The 15,174-nt window shown below is 68.9% G+C and carries 15 protein-coding genes; 6 read left to right on the top strand and 9 right to left on the bottom strand.

Features of this window, described 5'->3' with window-relative positions:
• Positions 1-35: 35 nt before the first annotated feature.
• Both LQ566_RS07095 and LQ566_RS07090 read left to right on the top strand, forming a co-directional pair.
• Positions 36-1,301, top strand: coding sequence for a M20 family metallopeptidase (locus LQ566_RS07095; RefSeq protein WP_231090910.1), 1,266 nt, complete (start codon positions 36-38; stop codon positions 1,299-1,301).
• The gene (locus LQ566_RS07090; protein WP_231090909.1) at positions 1,298-1,675 is read left to right on the top strand and encodes a RidA family protein; all 378 of its coding nucleotides are present in this window, start codon (positions 1,298-1,300) and stop codon (positions 1,673-1,675) included. Before LQ566_RS07095 ends, LQ566_RS07090 begins: the two co-directional genes overlap by 4 nt.
• A 79-nt stretch (positions 1,676-1,754) precedes the next feature.
• On the opposite strand, the gene LQ566_RS07085 is transcribed toward LQ566_RS07090, so the two are convergent.
• From LQ566_RS07085 to LQ566_RS07070, 4 genes are read right to left on the bottom strand one after another with little or no spacing between them, the layout of a single operon-like run.
• Positions 1,755-2,519 carry an ABC transporter permease gene (locus LQ566_RS07085; protein WP_231090908.1) on the bottom strand — a complete coding sequence of 255 codons (765 nt, stop codon included), beginning with the start codon at positions 2,517-2,519 and terminating at the stop codon, positions 1,755-1,757.
• Positions 2,519-3,304, bottom strand: coding sequence for an ABC transporter ATP-binding protein (locus LQ566_RS07080; protein ID WP_231090907.1), 786 nt, complete (start codon positions 3,302-3,304; stop codon positions 2,519-2,521). Before LQ566_RS07080 ends, LQ566_RS07085 begins: the two co-directional genes overlap by 1 nt.
• Positions 3,301-3,672, bottom strand: coding sequence for a DUF1048 domain-containing protein (locus tag LQ566_RS07075; protein WP_231090906.1), 372 nt, complete (start codon positions 3,670-3,672; stop codon positions 3,301-3,303). Before LQ566_RS07075 ends, LQ566_RS07080 begins: the two co-directional genes overlap by 4 nt.
• A gap of 1 nt (position 3,673) precedes the next feature.
• Entirely contained in the window at positions 3,674-4,027 is a 354-nt protein-coding gene (locus LQ566_RS07070; protein WP_231090905.1) for a PadR family transcriptional regulator, read from the bottom strand.
• Between the two features lie 111 nt (positions 4,028-4,138).
• Here LQ566_RS07070 and LQ566_RS07065 point away from each other — a divergent pair, with 111 nt between their 5' ends.
• The gene (locus LQ566_RS07065; protein ID WP_372459779.1) at positions 4,139-5,395 is read left to right on the top strand and encodes an alpha/beta fold hydrolase; all 1,257 of its coding nucleotides are present in this window, start codon (positions 4,139-4,141) and stop codon (positions 5,393-5,395) included.
• Positions 5,396-5,526: 131 nt separating this feature from the next.
• Here LQ566_RS07065 and LQ566_RS07060 read toward each other — a convergent pair whose 3' ends face one another.
• A complete protein-coding gene (locus LQ566_RS07060) occupies positions 5,527-6,927 on the bottom strand; it encodes an MFS transporter (protein ID WP_231091393.1) in 1,401 nt (466 codons plus the stop codon).
• A gap of 117 nt (positions 6,928-7,044) precedes the next feature.
• On the bottom strand, positions 7,045-8,337 hold the full coding sequence (locus LQ566_RS07055; RefSeq protein ID WP_231090903.1) for a glycoside hydrolase 5 family protein: 1,293 nt from the start codon (positions 8,335-8,337) through the stop codon (positions 7,045-7,047).
• A gap of 247 nt (positions 8,338-8,584) precedes the next feature.
• Here LQ566_RS07055 and LQ566_RS07050 point away from each other — a divergent pair, with 247 nt between their 5' ends.
• The 3 genes from LQ566_RS07050 to LQ566_RS07040 all read left to right on the top strand — a co-directional run bounded on the left by LQ566_RS07050 (position 8,585) and on the right by LQ566_RS07040 (position 11,379).
• Positions 8,585-9,970, top strand: coding sequence for a glycine--tRNA ligase (locus LQ566_RS07050; protein ID WP_231090902.1), 1,386 nt, complete (start codon positions 8,585-8,587; stop codon positions 9,968-9,970).
• Between the two features lie 195 nt (positions 9,971-10,165).
• Entirely contained in the window at positions 10,166-10,645 is a 480-nt protein-coding gene (locus LQ566_RS07045; RefSeq protein WP_231090901.1) for an S-ribosylhomocysteine lyase, read from the top strand.
• A 125-nt stretch (positions 10,646-10,770) separates the two neighbouring features.
• On the top strand, positions 10,771-11,379 hold the full coding sequence (locus LQ566_RS07040; RefSeq protein WP_231090900.1) for a tetratricopeptide repeat protein: 609 nt from the start codon (positions 10,771-10,773) through the stop codon (positions 11,377-11,379).
• Between the two features lie 236 nt (positions 11,380-11,615).
• Here the strand turns inward: LQ566_RS07040 and LQ566_RS07035 are convergent, their stop codons facing one another.
• Genes LQ566_RS07035 through LQ566_RS07025 form a run of 3 tightly spaced genes read right to left on the bottom strand, consistent with a single transcriptional unit; the run spans position 11,616 to position 15,063 of the window.
• Positions 11,616-13,001, bottom strand: coding sequence for an MFS transporter (locus LQ566_RS07035; protein WP_231090899.1), 1,386 nt, complete (start codon positions 12,999-13,001; stop codon positions 11,616-11,618).
• Positions 12,998-13,924, bottom strand: a complete 927-nt coding sequence (locus LQ566_RS07030) for a polysaccharide deacetylase family protein (RefSeq protein WP_231090898.1) — start codon at positions 13,922-13,924, stop codon at positions 12,998-13,000. The genes LQ566_RS07035 and LQ566_RS07030 overlap by 4 nt, the downstream gene beginning before the upstream one ends.
• Entirely contained in the window at positions 13,921-15,063 is a 1,143-nt protein-coding gene (locus LQ566_RS07025; protein WP_231090897.1) for an ROK family transcriptional regulator, read from the bottom strand. Before LQ566_RS07025 ends, LQ566_RS07030 begins: the two co-directional genes overlap by 4 nt.
• Positions 15,064-15,174: the final 111 nt, after the last annotated feature.

Below are 15,174 nucleotides of genomic sequence, written 5' to 3'. Positions count from 1 at the left end.
CGCCTGATGGAGCACACGCCTCCGATGGAGTTCTGATGACCGATGCCGTCTCCCGTGTCGATGCCCTGCTCGCAGAGTGGGAGGGGGAGCTGATCACCACACTGTGCGAACTGATCGCGATCGACTCCCAGATCCCTCCGTTCGCGGATGAGCGGGCGATCATCGCGGATCTTCGCGCTCGCTGCGAAGCGTTCGGCATCGCCGATGAGGTCACGGTGCTGGGACCTGCCCCCGAGCGTCCGAGCATGCTCGTGCGTCATCGCGGCGTTGGCGGAGGACCGGCTCTGATGCTGAACGGACACGTCGACACGAAGCCGGTGGGTGAGGCGCGTGCACTGTGGCGGAGCGATCCTCATCAGGCCACCCGCCGTGGGGACGACATCGTCGGCCTCGGCGCCAACGACATGAAATCCGGGGTGGCTGCGATGCTGTTCGCGGCGCGCGCGGTGCGGGCGGCGGGCTTGCGCCTGCGCGGTGACCTCGTTCTGGGGTTCGTCGCGGACGAAGAGGACGGTGCCAATGAGGGCTCGCGCTACATCGCCCCGCTGATCGAGGACGTCGACGCGGTCCTCATCGGTGAGCCGAGTGGCTGGGAGCGCGACTGGCAGCGCGTCCATCTGGTCTCGCGCGGCGTCTGCTGCTTCCGCATCATCGTCACCGGCACCCAGATGCACTCGAGCCTGTCGGACCGGATGCGGAGCGTGAACGCGTCGGTGAAGGCTGCCGGGCTCATGGATCGCATGCGCGACGCACTGCGGCTCTCGCACCGGCCCCACCCGCTGGGTGATGTCGGCCCGACCCTCAATGTGGGCGTCATGATCAGCGGCGGCACCTACTTCGGCGTCGTTCCGGGCCACGCGGAGTTCGCGTGCGATGTACGCACCGTTCCCGGCATGACCCAGCAGTCCGTGGCCGCGGATCTGGACGCCTGGCTCGCCGCCGAGCGTGCCGCGGACCCCGACCTGGAGGTGAGGTTCGAGTTCGACGAGACGCTCGCCTGGATCCCCTACAGCGAGATGGAGCCGGACCATCCCCTCGCCGCTGCGACGGCGCGCGCGGCCGCAGACGTGTTCGGAGAAGCACCGGAGTTCGGCGTCTTCCCCGGCGGCACCGATGCTCCCTGGTACAGCCAGGCCGGCATCCCCGCGCTGCCGTCGTTCGGGCCGGGCATGCTCACCAGCGCGCACGGACCGAACGAGTTCGTGAGCGTGCGCAGTGTGCTGGAGGCCGCGCGCATCTACGCCCGCATCATCGTCGACTTCTGCGGCATCGCAGACGAGAAGGAAGGACCCCTGTCATGAGCGCACCGCGACTGATCAGCACCGACACCGCCCCCGCCCCGGGCGGACATTACTCGCAGGCGGTCGCCGTCGGCGACGTGATCTTCACCGCCGGTCAGGTGGGGCTGGACCCGGTGACGGGGGAGAAGGCCGCGACGTTCGCCGGTGAGGTGCGTCAGAGCCTGGAGAACCTGCGCGCGGTGCTTCAGAGTGAAGGACTCGAGCTGACCGATGTGGTGCGGACGATGTGCCTGCTCACGGACACCGCAGACTTCGCCGAGTTCAACGCGATCTACGCCGAGGTGTTCGGAGAGCATCGACCGGCGCGATCGACGTTCGCCGTGGGACTGGCCGGTGGCTTCCGCTTCGAGATCGAGGCGATCGCATCGCGCTGATCGGTGCCCGAACCGCCACGAACCGCCTCCGGGGCACGCAGGTGCCGGAGACGGTTCGTGATGGTTCGCGCAACTGGAATCACCGGACGCGCTTCCGGTAGACGGCGATGGCGAATGCGTAGGCCACGATCAGGAGCCCCACCAGCCATGCGAGCGCCACCCAGATCGCGGAGCCGACGGGTTCGCCGGCGAACAGGGCGCGGATCGTGTTCACGATCGAGGTCACCGGCTGGTACTCGGCGAACCAGGCCACGGGGCCGGGCATCGTCGAGGTGGGAACGAAGGCGGAGCTGATGAAGGGCAGGAAGATCAGCGGGTAGCTGAAGGCGCTGGCCCCGTCCACCGTCTTCGCGGAGAGCCCGGCGATCACGGCCAGCCAGGTGAGCGACAGCGTGAACAGTGCGAGGATGCCGACGACCGCCAGCCATGCGCCCACAGAAGCGCCGGTGCGGAAGCCGAGCGCGAACGCCACGCCCACCACGATCGCGACCGACACCAGGTTGGCCACCAGCGAGGTGAGCACGTGCGCCCACAGCACGCTGGAGCGGGCGATCGGCATGGACTGAAACCGCTCGACGATGCCGCCCTGCAGATCCAGGAACAGCCGGTACGAGGTGTACGCGATGCCCGAGGCGATCGTGATGAGCAGAATGCCCGGAAGCATGTAGTCGATGTACGAACCGGGTGCCCCGGTGCTGATCGCGCCGCCGAGCACGAACACGAACAGCAGCATCAGGGCGATGGGCGTCACCGCGGTGGTGATGATGGTGTCGGGGCTGCGCAGGATGTGCCGCAGGGAGCGACCGGTGAGAACGGCGGTGTCGCCGAGGACGTGACTGGTCATCACGCGACCTCCTTCTGAGTCGTGTCGGTGCCGGCGCCGGGGCCGACGAGGGCGAGGAAGACCTCCTCGAGGGTGGGGCGCTTCTCGACGTACTCGACCTTGGCCTGCGGCAGCAGGCCCGTGAGTTCGGCGAGGGTGCCGTTCTGGATGATGGTTCCCTCGTGCAGGATGGCGATCCGATCCGCCAGCTGTTCCGCCTCATCGAGGTACTGCGTGGTCAGCAGCACGGTGGTACCGCGCTCGGCGAGCTGCTTCACCGTCTGCCACACCTCGATCCGCGCCTGCGGGTCCAGGCCGGTGGTCGGCTCGTCGAGGAAGATCACCGGAGGGTTTCCGATGAGGCTCATCGCGATGTCGAGCCGACGACGCATACCGCCGGAGTACGTGCCGGCGCGGCGGGAGCCGGCGTCCGTGAGGGAGAAGCGCGCGAGCAGGTCGTCGGCGATCGCCCCCGGGTCGGGCAGGTGGCGCAGCCTCGCCACGAGAACCAGGTTCTCGCGACCCGTGAGCACCTCGTCCACGGCGGCGAACTGCCCGGTGAGGCTGATCGACTCGCGGACCTGGTCGGCGGCCGTGGCCACATCGAAGCCCTGGATGGTGGCCGATCCGCCGTCGGCCGTGAGGAGCGTCGAGAGGATGCGCACCAGGGTGGTCTTTCCCGCGCCGTTCGAGCCGAGCAGGGCGAAGATGCTGCCGTGCTCCACCTCGAAGTCGACGCCGCGGAGCACGCGAAGCTCACCGAACGACTTGGTGATGCCCCGGACGCTGATGGCTGGGCCGGTCATGATCGGGTTTCCTTTCCTGCGGCCTCGTCGATGGCGCGGGTGAAGCGCGCGCGCTCCTTGTCGATCCATTCCCGTCCGGCGTAGGCGCGGGCGAACGTCTCGGCGAAGTCGACCGGGTCGTCTCCGACGATCGCGCGCACCGGGGTGCCGTCCACCGATGCGGTCTCCCACAGGTCGGCGAGGTCGGTGAACATGCGGGTCATGGTGTCGCCGTCGGTGATGCCGCTGGCGTACATGAGGTAACGGTGCATCGCCTCCGCCGCGGTGGCGTACGGCTGGGGGAGGGCCTCGATGCGGGCCTTGTCGGTGCGGTACTGCTTCTTCTGCTCGAGGGATCCGGTGATCACTTCGATCCACTTGGCGGCCATGTCAGGCTCCTTCGTTCGTGTTGCTGCGGGTGTCGGTGTGGCGGAGCTGTTCGATGTGCTCTGCGAGGAAGCTCCACGTCCTCCAGAACTCGGCGAGCTGATCCCGCCCCTGTGCGTTGAGGGAGAAGACCTTGCGCGGTGGCCCCTTTTCCGAGGGCACCTTCTCCACATCCACCAGGCCGCGCTGCTCGATGCGCACCAGGAGTGCGTACACGGTGCCCTCGGCGATGTCCGTGAAGCCGCCGTCGCGCAGTCTGGTCGTGATCTCGTATCCGTAGGCCGATCTCTCGGCCAGGATCGCCAGCACGATGCCTTCGAGCGTGCCCTTGAGCATCTCGGTCATCTGACTTGCCATCGCGATCGCCTCCTCTACTCAGCGTTATTGACTACCGGTAGAAAGTAACACTGAGTACCGGTACTTAGCAACAGTGAATTGCAACTTTTTTCGGCTGACCCCGGCCCTACGATGGGAGCCGTGACCACCACCACCCGCCGCATGCTGGATCTCACCGTCGACGACCACGTCATCACTGTCCCGCTGGTGTGGGGTGACGACTCCGACACGCGCACCCTCGACGTCCATGCCGCGGTGATCACGCGCGAGGGCGGGGAGAACCTGCCGTATCTGACGTTCCTCCAGGGCGGGCCGGGCAACGAGGCGCCGTCGCCGTTCCATGCACCGCTCGCCCCCGGATGGCTGGATGCCGCGCTCCAGGACTACCGCGTGGTGATGCTCGACCAGCGCGGCACCGGCAAGTCCACGCCGGTGAGCGATGCGATCCTGGAGTCCGGCATCGATGTAGCCGAGTACCTCACGCACCTTCGAGCCGATGCCATCGTCCGCGACGCGGAGGCGATGCGTGAGCACCTCGGCGCCCGCACCTGGAACACCCTCGGGCAGTCCTTCGGCGGGTTCACCACTCTCGCGTATCTGACCACGGATGCGGCTTCCCTCGACGACGTGTACATCACCGGAGGGCTCAGCGCCGTCGGCCGTCACCCGGACGACGTGTACGCCCTCTGCTACGACAAGATGCGCGTGATGACCGAGCGCTACTACCGGCGCTTCCCCGAGCACCGCGACGCCATGCGCCGCCTGGTCGACCTCGCCGATGCGGGGGACATCGTCCTGCCGGGCGGCGAGGTGGTGTCGGTGTCGCGGCTGCGCTCCATCGGCTCAGCGCTGGGCGACGACAACGGCTGGCAGCGCCTCTGGGGTGTGCTGGACGCCGACCCGAGCACCAACGCGTTCCGCTACGACCTCGCAGCCCTCATGCCGTTCGGCGGGCGAAACCCGCTGTACTACGTGTTCCACGAATCCAGCTACGCCGACGGATTCGCCACGAACTGGTCGGCCGAGCGCACGGAGCCGCAGGACTACCGCGAGGACGTCACGCTCTTCACGGGTGAGCACGTGCGACGCGACTGGGTCCGCACCGTTCCCGCCTTCCAGCCGTGGGCCGATGTCGTGGACACCCTCGCCGCCCACGAGTGGCCGAAGCTGTACGACGCAGCCGCCATCGCGGCGTCCGACGCGACCGGGGCGGCATCCATCTACGTCAACGACGTGTACGTCCCGGTGGAGTTCTCACTGGAGACGGCGGATCTGATCCCGGGTGTGCACACCTACGTCACCAGCGCGAACGAGCACTCCGGGCTGCGCACCGGATCCGCCGTGCTCCCGCACCTCATCGACCTCGCCCGGGGTCGCGCCATCCGCTGATCCGCAGTGCGCGTGGCGTCAGGTCGGGACGGGGGACTGTCGCGAAAAGAGGGGATTGTCGTGAAAAGAGGGCAGAACGCAGCGCAGCATCCTGTTTTCGCGTGAATCTCCTCGTTTGGTGACGCCGCGCTTCACTCCGGCAGGGCGGGGTGCGCTTCCCGGTGGCCGCGACGCGGAATGCACAGCGCCAGCACGAGGGCGATGACCGCCGCCCCCGCGCCGAGGGCGAAGGAGATCCGGAATGCCTCCGGGCTCGGGACGGCGGAATCGCCGAACGGAACGGTGTCCGCCGCGAGCACCGCGGCCACCACGGCGGCGGCGATGCTCGTGCCGAGTGAGCGAAACAGCGAGTTCAGCCCGTTCGATGCACCCGTCTCGCTGGCCGGCACCGAGCGCATGATGAGCATCGGCATGGCGGCGTAGCCGAAGCCGATGCCGAAGCCGATGAGGATGTTCGCCACCAGGATCTGCCAGATCTCGGTGCTCCACAGCAGGGTGAACACGTAGGCGGCGATGATCGACGCGGATCCGAGAACGAGGAGGAGCTGCGGCCCGACGGCTCGCGAGAGGCGGCCCGACAGTGGCGACAGGATCATCATCACGATGCCCGACGGCATCACGATAAGGCTGGCTGACAGCAGGGAGAGACCGAATCCGGAGCCGGACTCGACGGGCAGCTCCAGCATCTGGGGATAGACGACGTTCGAGGCGAACAGCCCGAATCCGAGTGCGATGGAGGCCAGGTTCGTCAGCAGCACCGGGCGACGCGCGGCCACGCGAAGATCGAGCAGCGGCTCGGGCGTGCGCAGCTCGTACCATCCCCAGGCCAGCAGTACGACCACACCGCCGATTCCGGAGGCCAGCGTGGGAGGCGACAGCCAGCCCCACGAGGCGCCGCGGGAGATCGCCAGCAGGATGCCGAGCAGGCCGGCCGCGAGGCCCACCGCGCCCACCACGTCGAAACGCCCGCCGGAGCGCAGCACGCTGACCGGGATGATCCAGGTCACCAGGACGAACACGATGGCACCGAGCGCGGCGGCGATCCAGAACAGCAGGTGCCAGTCGGCGTTCATGGTGATGAAGGCGCTCACCGGCAGCCCGATCGCGCCTCCCACGCCGAGCGTGGCGGAGATCAGCGCGATCGACGAATCGATGCGGTCCTCATGCAGCACGTCCCGCAGTACCGAGATTCCGAGCGGGATCACGCCGGTGGCGGCGCCCTGGAGCACCCGTCCCAGCACCATCCAGGTGAGGTCGTGCGACAGGGCTGCGATGACCGATCCGGCGATAAGGATCCCGAGCAGCACCAGGATGATCCGGCGCTTGCCGTACATGTCGCCGAGCCGGCCCGCGATCGGGGTGATCACGGCGGCGGAAAGCAGCGTCGAGGTGACCACCCAGGCGGTGTCGTCGCGGCTGGCGCCCAGCAGCTCCGGGAGGGCCGCCTGAATCGGCACCACGAGCGTGAACATGAACGACGAGGACAGTCCCGCCACGGCGAGCACGGCGACCACGGCGGCCGGATTGGGCATTCGGGTCAGATTGCGTCGTTCGTCTCGTGCCACTGATCCACCCTATGCGCGCCCGCGACGCCGCCGGCCCGATGGCGCGGGGCCGGAGGGGCGTAGCCGAGTGCCGGTGCTGCGCGTTCAGCCAACCACGGTGTTGTTCGACGAATAGGTGCCGACGCCCGTGGCGAGATCGGGGCGCACCAGCTCGGTGATGCCGCGTCGGGCGAGTGCGGCGGGATCCGCGGCGGTGGCCGAGGTGACGAAGGTCGGGTCCGCGCCCGCGGTGGTGGCATCCACCCAGGCCTGGAAGATCGCGCCCCCGGGGCTCATCGCACCGCGGCTGACCGGGATCTCCTCCTCATCCACTTCGATCACGATGCCGAGTGATCGCGGCGGAACCGGACGGCGCTCGCGAAGCTCCGGGAGGATCTCCGCGAACCGGCGACCGATCGGCTTGGCGGCGCCGTCGTTGTCGATGAGCCCGAGCGAGTACTCCAGCTCCGGGTAGTCCGCGAGGCTGCGGCTGACGTCGTGCGAGCACCACCAGGTGATGCCCCACAGGTTCTCGGTTCGCAGAGCCGAGCGCACCGTGGCTTCCAGGAAGTCCGGCGTCTGGGAGGGCTCCAGGCAGTTGGAGGGTGCCCCCACCTCTTGCAGCCAGATCGGACGCTGCGGGTCGGTGGCGAAGGCGCGGGACAGCTCGATCATGTACTCGGCGTGCCGGTCGGAGGCGATCGAGCGGCCGCCGTATCGCTGCGCGGTTCCGTTGAAGATCCACGAGTGGATCGTCGTCATCGCTCCCAGACGGGCGGCGTGGGTGGGGACGAATCCGTGCCCGTCCATGTACCAGGCCGCGTCGTATTCGCTGTGCACGTGCTGCTGCCCGGGCGCGGCACGGTCGGCCGCAGCGAGCAAGGTCGTGATCCAGGTGCTCGCCTCAGCGGGGGTGACCGGCCACTGATGGGGGTGGGTCTCGGCCGAGAACTGATTCGTCTCGTTGCCCAGCGTGAAGCCGAGGAAGTTCCCGGCGTCGCCCAGCGCTGCGCCGAGCCGCTCGACCAGCGCCACCTGTCCGCTGAGTGCATCGGGGTGGGTGAACATGTTCTTGTCGTGCCAGGTGAACAGCCACGACGGGATGAAGTCGAAGCTGGACAGGTGGCCCTGGATGACATCGACACTGGCATCGAGGCCGAACTCCGCCGCCACGTCGACGACCGCTCGTACATCGGCTACGGCGCTCTCGCGGATCAGGGTGCGGTTGGGCTGCAGCACCGTCCAGAGCGGGAAGATCCGCACGTGATCGAGTCCGAGCTCGGCAAGGCCGGCGAAGTCACGGCGCACGTCATCGAGGTCCAGATCGAGCCACGAGTGCATCCACTCCATCGCGGGAGTGTAGTTCGCGCCGAAGCGCAACGGGGTGTCGAGCGGCATCTGAGGCTCCGGATCCACGGGTCGGCGAGCGGGAACGGTTTGACTATAGCGATTTAGTTGAGGTGTCGGAAGGCGCCGATCGATCCGGGGGTGGAACACACATGGACGGCGGGTCGGGCGGGGGAGGGGAACGGGTTGCCGGTCCGCCGTCCCGGGTAGACTCAGACAGGCGCGGCCTCCCGCGCCTCTCCCGCGTTCTCGCACCGTTCCCGCGTTCGCGCACCACAAGACGACCATTGGAGCCACCGTGGCCGAGCAGTCCCGCCTCGACAAAGTCATCGCCCTCGCCCGCCACCGCGGGTTCGTGTTCCAAGCGGGTGAGATCTACGGCGGTTCGCGTTCGGCTTGGGACTACGGCCCCCTCGGTACCGAGCTGAAGGAGAACATCCGTCGGCAGTGGTGGCAGACCTTCGTGCGCGGCCGCGGCGACATGGTGGGCCTGGACTCCTCGGTGATCCTTCCCAAGCGCGTCTGGGAGGCGTCCGGTCACGTCGCCACCTTCACCGACCCGCTCGTGGAGTGCCTGAGCTGTCACAAGCGGTTCCGCGAGGACACCATGATCGAGGACTTCGAAGCCCGCAAGGGCCGCACCCCGCAGGGCGGCCTCGCGGAGATCGCCTGCCCGAACTGCGGTACGCGCGGTCAGTGGACCGAGCCTCGGGCGTTTTCCGGTCTGGTGAAGAGCTATCTCGGTGTGGTCGATGACGAGTCCGGCCTGTACTACCTCCGCCCCGAGACGGCTCAGGGCATCTTCGTGAACTTCGCGAACGTGGTCACCGCGGCGCGTAAGAAGCCGCCTTTCGGCATCGGTCAGGTGGGCAAGGCGTTCCGCAACGAGATCACGCCCGGGAACTTCATTTTCCGCACCCGCGAGTTCGAGCAGATGGAGATCGAGTTCTTCGTGCCGCCGGCCGAGGCGGACGAGTGGTTCCAGCACTGGGTGGAGGCGTGCTGGAACTGGTTCATCGACCTGGGCCTCAGCCCCGAGAACATGCGCCAGTTCGACGTCCCCAAAGACGACCGCGCGCACTACTCGGCGGGCACGATCGACTTCGAATACCGCTTCGGCTTCCCCGGCAAGGAATGGGGTGAGCTGATGGGCGTGGCCAACCGCACCGACTACGATCTCTCCAGCCACACCGAGGCCTCGGGCACGAGCCTGACCTACTTCGACCAGGCATCCGGCGAGCGGTACACGCCGTATGTGATCGAGCCCTCGTTCGGTCTCACGCGCTCGATGATGGCCTTCCTCGTCGACGCGTACGAGGAAGAGGAAGTGCCCAACGCCAAGGGCGGCACCGACACCCGCACGGTGCTGAAGCTGGACCCGCGCCTGGCCCCCGTCAAGGTGGCCGTGCTCCCGCTCAGCCGCAACGAGAAGCTCTCGCCCCTCGCCCGTCGGGTGGCAGACGAGCTGCGCGGTCGCTGGGTGATCGACTTCGACGACGCCGGTGCGATCGGTCGTCGTTACCGCCGCCAGGACGAGATCGGCACCCCGTTCTGTGTGACCATCGACTTCGACTCGCTCGAGGACGACGCGGTCACCGTGCGCGACCGCGACACCATGGCGCAGGAGCGCGTCGCGCTCGCCGATCTCAACGCATACCTCTCGGAGCGTCTCAAGGGCGCGTGACCCGGTAGCCGGAAAACGCCTCGCCGCATCGCCGGCGGGGCGTTTTCGTTTGCTCGTGGCGGGTTTGTGGCTCGGCGAGCGTTGGATCGCGGGGGCGGCGCGGGGTGTGCGTGTGTGCCACGGCGCGTAATCGGATGCGGTGTCGGGCGGGTGGCTCGGCTAGCGTCGAATCAGCCCCCCGCGAGAAGGAGAGACATGGCCGAGATCGAGAGCTTCACCCTGGACCACACCGCCGTCAAGGCGCCGTACGTGCGGCTGATCGCCGTGGAGCGGGGACCGAAGGGGGATGCGATCTCGAACTTCGACGTGCGCTTCGTGCAGCCGAACGAGGGCGAGATCCCGACGGCCGGTCTGCACACGATCGAGCACGTGCTCGCCGGGCTTCTGCGCGACCACGTCGACGGTGTCATCGACATCTCGCCGTTCGGCTGCCGCACCGGTTTCCACCTGATCGTGTGGGGAGAGCCCCTAGTCGCCGACATCGTCTCGGGTATCGCGCAGAGCCTGCACGCCATCGCGGAGACCGTCACCTGGGAACAGGTGCCCGGCGTCTCCGCCGTGGAGTGCGGCAACTACCGCGACCACAGCCTCCACTCGGCGCGTGAGTGGTCGCGCCTGATCCTCGAGCGCGGGATCAGCAGCGACGCCTTCGAGCGCGTCGACGTCGTTCACTGACGCGACGCCCCCTGACGGGAGGGAAAACGCAGCGCAGACAGGGTTCTGTGCTGCGTTTTCCTCTCTGACTGGGGCATGACGTTCACAACGGCCCCGACGCTCTCGGCTGCTGGCAGGATCGGAGCATGGCGACGGATCACAGTGGGGCCGCGAACGAGATCGGGGATGACAGCGCCGCCGTCATCGCGCGGGCCCAGCTGCTGCTGGCCGCTGGAGAGGCATCGGCGGCGAACCACGTGCTCGACCGGTACCTTCGCGCGCATCCGCATGACGGGCAGGCGCTGATCGAGCTGGCGCAGGTGCTCGTCATGCAGGGCGACGCCGACGCCGCCGAGCGCACTGTGGCCGAGGTGGTGGACGATCCCCGCTTCGCTCCGTGGGCGCGTGCCATGCTCGCGCAGATCATCGCGCTCGATCCTGAGCGTGCGGGGGAGTCCCTGGAGTGGTCCCGTTCGGCGGTGCACGCCCTTCCCACGGCGCCCGGTCTGCGGATCCTGCTCGCGCTCCGTCTCGGATCCGCCGGCCAGACCGAGGAGGCGCTGCGGGAGATCGACGCCGCTCTCGCCCTCGCGCCCGACGATGCCCTGGTACGCGCCGACCTGCACGTGCATGCGGCGCGTGCGCTCGTCGACGCGCCCGGCGGGCGGGCGGAGGCCCGGACGCACCTGGTCACTGCGCTCCAGCTGGATCCGAGTAACGAACTCGCTGCACGCCTGGTGGCCGCGCTGGGCTGACGGCCGGGCATATCTGCGTGATGGGCTGACGCCCGCGCGCATCTGATTGCCGCGCTCCCGCTCGGTCCGAGTGATGAGCTCGCTGCACGCCTAGTGGCCGCGTTGGGCTGACGCCCGCGTCGATCAGCGGGAACGGATCGACGCGGACGTCAGCTGCGTGACCGGCCGGTGCGGGGGCAGAGGGCCGACCGGTCATCCCCCGGGCCAGCCGTTCGGGTTCGGCTGGCACGGGTGGTCTATTCGGAGGTGTCCGCCACGGGCGTCCTCATCTCTTCGGGGGGTGTCAGGATCCCGACTGCGTCACGGGTGCGCAGCGGGAACCAGAGGAAGCAGAGCCACGCCAGCGCCGACAGCGCCGCGGGGATGATGCCCACGAGGGCGCGGATGCCCCCATCGACACCCGGCGCCTGCGCATCGCCGGCTGCGGCGTCGTAACCGCACACGGCGAGCACCACCGCGAACACCACGGCCTGCACGATTACCGAGCCGCGCACCACGAATCCGTTCACGCCGAAGTAGACGCCTTCGCGCCGCAGGCCGGTGCGCTCGGCGTCATCGTCGATCACCTGGGACAGCGCGATCTCCAGCAGCTGCAGGATGCCGGACACCCCGACTCCCACCACGGCACCGACGCACATCGCACCGATCAGCCCGGGAACCAGCGCGTACCCTGCGGCGGACACCGTGAACACCGCGACCGATGCGAGCAGAGCCGATCGTGGCGTCGTGCGGCGTACGAACCAGGACCACAGCGGCAGGGTGACGAGAGCTGCGAGGAAGACGGACGCCAGCAGCAGCGTTCCGGACGTATCCGGCTCGGACAGGCTGTAGCGGACGTAGAACGGCAGCGCAGCGATGAGGACGGCCAGCGCAGACTGCATGAGGAGCGAACCGAGCACATACGGGACGAACGCGCGATTGCCGAAGGTGTAGCCCAGCTGCTGACGCCATGTGAGGGGCACCGCTTCGGGCTGAGCGGTCTGCGTCGCGGGGCGCTCGATCATGCCACGGAACGACCACGCGAAGAACGCGGCGCACACCCCGATGAGCACGCCCGCCATCCCGGCCCATCCGATGGTGCCGTACAGCAGGGGAGCCAGAGCCGTCCCCAGGATCATGCCGAGCAGCCCGAAGAGCTGGCGCGGTGTGTTCCCCCGTGCCCGTTCCGCCGTCGTGCGGAAGAGCTCCGGGAACAGCGCCGAGACGTTGAGCACGACGGCGACGAAGGCGATGTCGTAGAGGGCGACGACGACCACGAACCAGGCGACCAGCGCGCCTGCGGGCAGCTCTGGCGGAAGCCAGATGAGGGCGAACGAGACCAGCAGCGGAACGACCCCGAGGCCGATCCACGGCACGCGGCGGCCCCAGCGGGTTCGCGCGCGATCGGAAACCGCGCCCACCAGCGGGTTCAGCAGGGCGTTGAGGATGCCATGGGCGACCATCGCAGCGCCGATCCAGGCGGCCGGCACGCGCAGATGGTCGACGTAGAAGAACACCACGAACGCGGCGAAGGTCTGCGACATCAGCTGGATGGGGAAGGCCGAGGCGCCGAACGCCACCGCGCGTTCGCGGCTGATGGCGCCCGTCAGCCGGCGGTCACGGAGGCGGGAGATCAGGCTCATCGGCCCGACTCCGCCCGTTGCAGGCTGCGCAGGCGCCGCCATCCCACGCGCACGAGTCGTTCGTCGGTGATCGCCGCGATGACGGCGGGATCGGCGAGCAGACGATGCTCGAAGCCGCGCTTGGTGGCGGCGTAGTCCACCGTGGCGTGCAGCTCGTCGTCATCGATCATCGGGTGCAGGTAGAGCTCGGTGAGTCCGGCCGGCACCGCCCGCAGCAGCTCGATGAAGCCGTCGCGCACGCTCTCGTACGTCTCTTCGTCGGCAGTGCCTTCGCCCACGAGTTCGAACGGATGCGACCACAAGCGATCCGGGATGACCACGCCGAGTGCGTCCGCAGCGGCCGCCGCGGCGTCCAGCCGTGCCTGCTCCGCCTCGGGCAGCCCCATGCCGTCGATGAAGCGGGGCAGACGGAACGGCAGACCGTGCTCGGCGGCCAGGCGCAACACCGGTGCGAGGAAGTCGCGTCCCGTGGTGAGGCCGTACACCGAACCCATGTGGTTGTCGAGGTGGGTCACGTCGACGCCCGCTTCCAGAGCGGTGCGCAGCTGCGCCCGCAACTCGGCCTCGACATCCGCGTCGGCCGCGCGCAGCTCCACCTCGCGCACGCCCATGGGGAAGTGGCCGGAGGCATCCACCAGCGTGGTGCCGATGCCGGTGAGCGGGCGCCAGCGATAGCTGCGCCATTCACTGGTGAGCACCAGGTGCACTCCCACGTCCCAGGCCGGACGAGCCGCGGCGAAGGCGAGTGCCTGTGGCGACCAGGCGCACGGGGTCATGAGCGTGGTGGAATCGAGCGCGCCGGCATCGAGGAGGTCAGCGATCGCCGTGTTCGCGGCGCGGCACATGCCGAAGTCGTCGGCATTGATGATGATCGCGCGGGCGTCTGCGCCCAGTCCGAGGCGCTGCGTGAGGGGTGCGGTCATGGGGCGCTCCTTCGCGGGGCGGGGCCGTCATCGAGCAGACGCGAGAAGACGAGATCCACCAGCAGTTCGGCGAGCTGGGCTGCTGCTCCCTGCAGCGGGCCGTCTTCACCGAGCGTCGAGGTCTCGATCGGGATGCGGAGCGGCCCGGCTTCCCGGCGGACGGCGGCGATCACGCGCTCCGGCAGCGAGCCCATCGCGGCGTAGTCGGCCAGGACAACGGCATCGGGATCCAGCATCAGGGTGAGGGAGCCGGCCGCGAAAGCCAGTCGCCGGGCGATCTCGTCCAGCACCCGGTCGGCGCCGCGGTGTCCTGCCTGCGCCGCAGTGAGCAGGTCGGGCAGGAGCTCGGGGGCATCGGCCGCACGGGCGAGGTGCGCGATCACCTGCTCGCTCAGTGCGGGGGAGCCGATCTCCACACCCGGTTGCGGAACGTAGGCGACCTCACCGGCGAGCCCGCGACCGCCGCGGTGGACTCGCCCGTCCACCACGAGCCCGGCTCCGAGCCCATCGCGCAGCGACAGCACGGCGAAGGTCCCGGACCGAAGGGCCAGCTTCGCGCGAGCGAGAAGGGTCAGGTCGTTGTCCAGCATCACCGCACAGCCCAGTTCCTCGGCGAGGCGGTCGTGCAGGCCGGTGCCCGGCGGGAGGTAGCCGGGAAGCTGAGCGATGGTGCGGCCATCGGCGGCGATCACGGCGGGAGTCGCGACGACGACGGCCTCGGGGACTCGGCCGGCAGCCTCCGCTGCCGCACGGACGGTGGCCACGGCCGTTGTCGCCACGCGGCCGGCATCGGCCTCCTCGGTTCGCGCGCGGCCCAGCTCGGTGCCGGCGAAGTCATGCACGGCGGCGGTGACGTGGTGGCGCGTGATGTGCACCACCGCTCCGGCGGCAGCATCCGGGGCCACCTCGTACAGCGTCGCGGCCGGGCCGCGGCGGGCATGGTCGAGGCCGGCGTCTCGCACCACTCCCGCGGCCACGAGGCGGGAGAGGGTCTGCGTCACCGTGGTGCGGGAGAGGCCGGTCGCCGCCACCAGCTCGGGACGGCCGAGAGGGGAGCGCCGAGCGATCTCCGCGAACAGCGCGCGTGCGTTCAGCTCCCAGAGCACGCCCTGATCGCCGGACAGCGTTGTTGCGAACACAGCGGACTCCCTTCCGTCCGAGTGAGTATGACGGAAAGTGTCATACTCGCGCAAGAGGCGTCACGATGCGTCACCGGATGCGGTGCTGCGGCCCGTGCCGCCTAGCCTCGG

Source organism: Microbacterium nymphoidis (assembly GCF_021044885.1).
In the GTDB taxonomy this organism is placed as follows: domain Bacteria; phylum Actinomycetota; class Actinomycetes; order Actinomycetales; family Microbacteriaceae; genus Microbacterium; species Microbacterium nymphoidis.
This window is presented reverse-complemented; position numbering and strand designations above follow the sequence as displayed.

What these genes read in the sequence shown, in the direction of transcription:
- LQ566_RS07030 (WP_231090898.1), bottom strand. Translation starts at nt 13,924, where the DNA reads ATGACCGCACCCCTCACGCAGCGCCTCGGACTGGGCGCAGACGCCCGC.
- LQ566_RS07045 (WP_231090901.1), top strand. Translation starts at nt 10,166, where the DNA reads ATGGCCGAGATCGAGAGCTTCACCCTGGACCACACCGCCGTCAAGGCG.
- LQ566_RS07065 (WP_372459779.1), top strand. Translation starts at nt 4,139, where the DNA reads ATGGGAGCCGTGACCACCACCACCCGCCGCATGCTGGATCTCACCGTC.
- LQ566_RS07095 (WP_231090910.1), top strand. Translation starts at nt 36, where the DNA reads ATGACCGATGCCGTCTCCCGTGTCGATGCCCTGCTCGCAGAGTGGGAG.
- LQ566_RS07040 (WP_231090900.1), top strand. Translation starts at nt 10,771, where the DNA reads ATGGCGACGGATCACAGTGGGGCCGCGAACGAGATCGGGGATGACAGC.
- LQ566_RS07075 (WP_231090906.1), bottom strand. Translation starts at nt 3,672, where the DNA reads ATGGCCGCCAAGTGGATCGAAGTGATCACCGGATCCCTCGAGCAGAAG.
- LQ566_RS07090 (WP_231090909.1), top strand. Translation starts at nt 1,298, where the DNA reads ATGAGCGCACCGCGACTGATCAGCACCGACACCGCCCCCGCCCCGGGC.
- LQ566_RS07070 (WP_231090905.1), bottom strand. Translation starts at nt 4,027, where the DNA reads ATGGCAAGTCAGATGACCGAGATGCTCAAGGGCACGCTCGAAGGCATC.
- LQ566_RS07035 (WP_231090899.1), bottom strand. Translation starts at nt 13,001, where the DNA reads ATGAGCCTGATCTCCCGCCTCCGTGACCGCCGGCTGACGGGCGCCATC.
- LQ566_RS07085 (WP_231090908.1), bottom strand. Translation starts at nt 2,519, where the DNA reads ATGACCAGTCACGTCCTCGGCGACACCGCCGTTCTCACCGGTCGCTCC.
- LQ566_RS07080 (WP_231090907.1), bottom strand. Translation starts at nt 3,304, where the DNA reads ATGACCGGCCCAGCCATCAGCGTCCGGGGCATCACCAAGTCGTTCGGT.
- LQ566_RS07060 (WP_231091393.1), bottom strand. Translation starts at nt 6,927, where the DNA reads ATGCCCAATCCGGCCGCCGTGGTCGCCGTGCTCGCCGTGGCGGGACTG.
- LQ566_RS07055 (WP_231090903.1), bottom strand. Translation starts at nt 8,337, where the DNA reads ATGCCGCTCGACACCCCGTTGCGCTTCGGCGCGAACTACACTCCCGCG.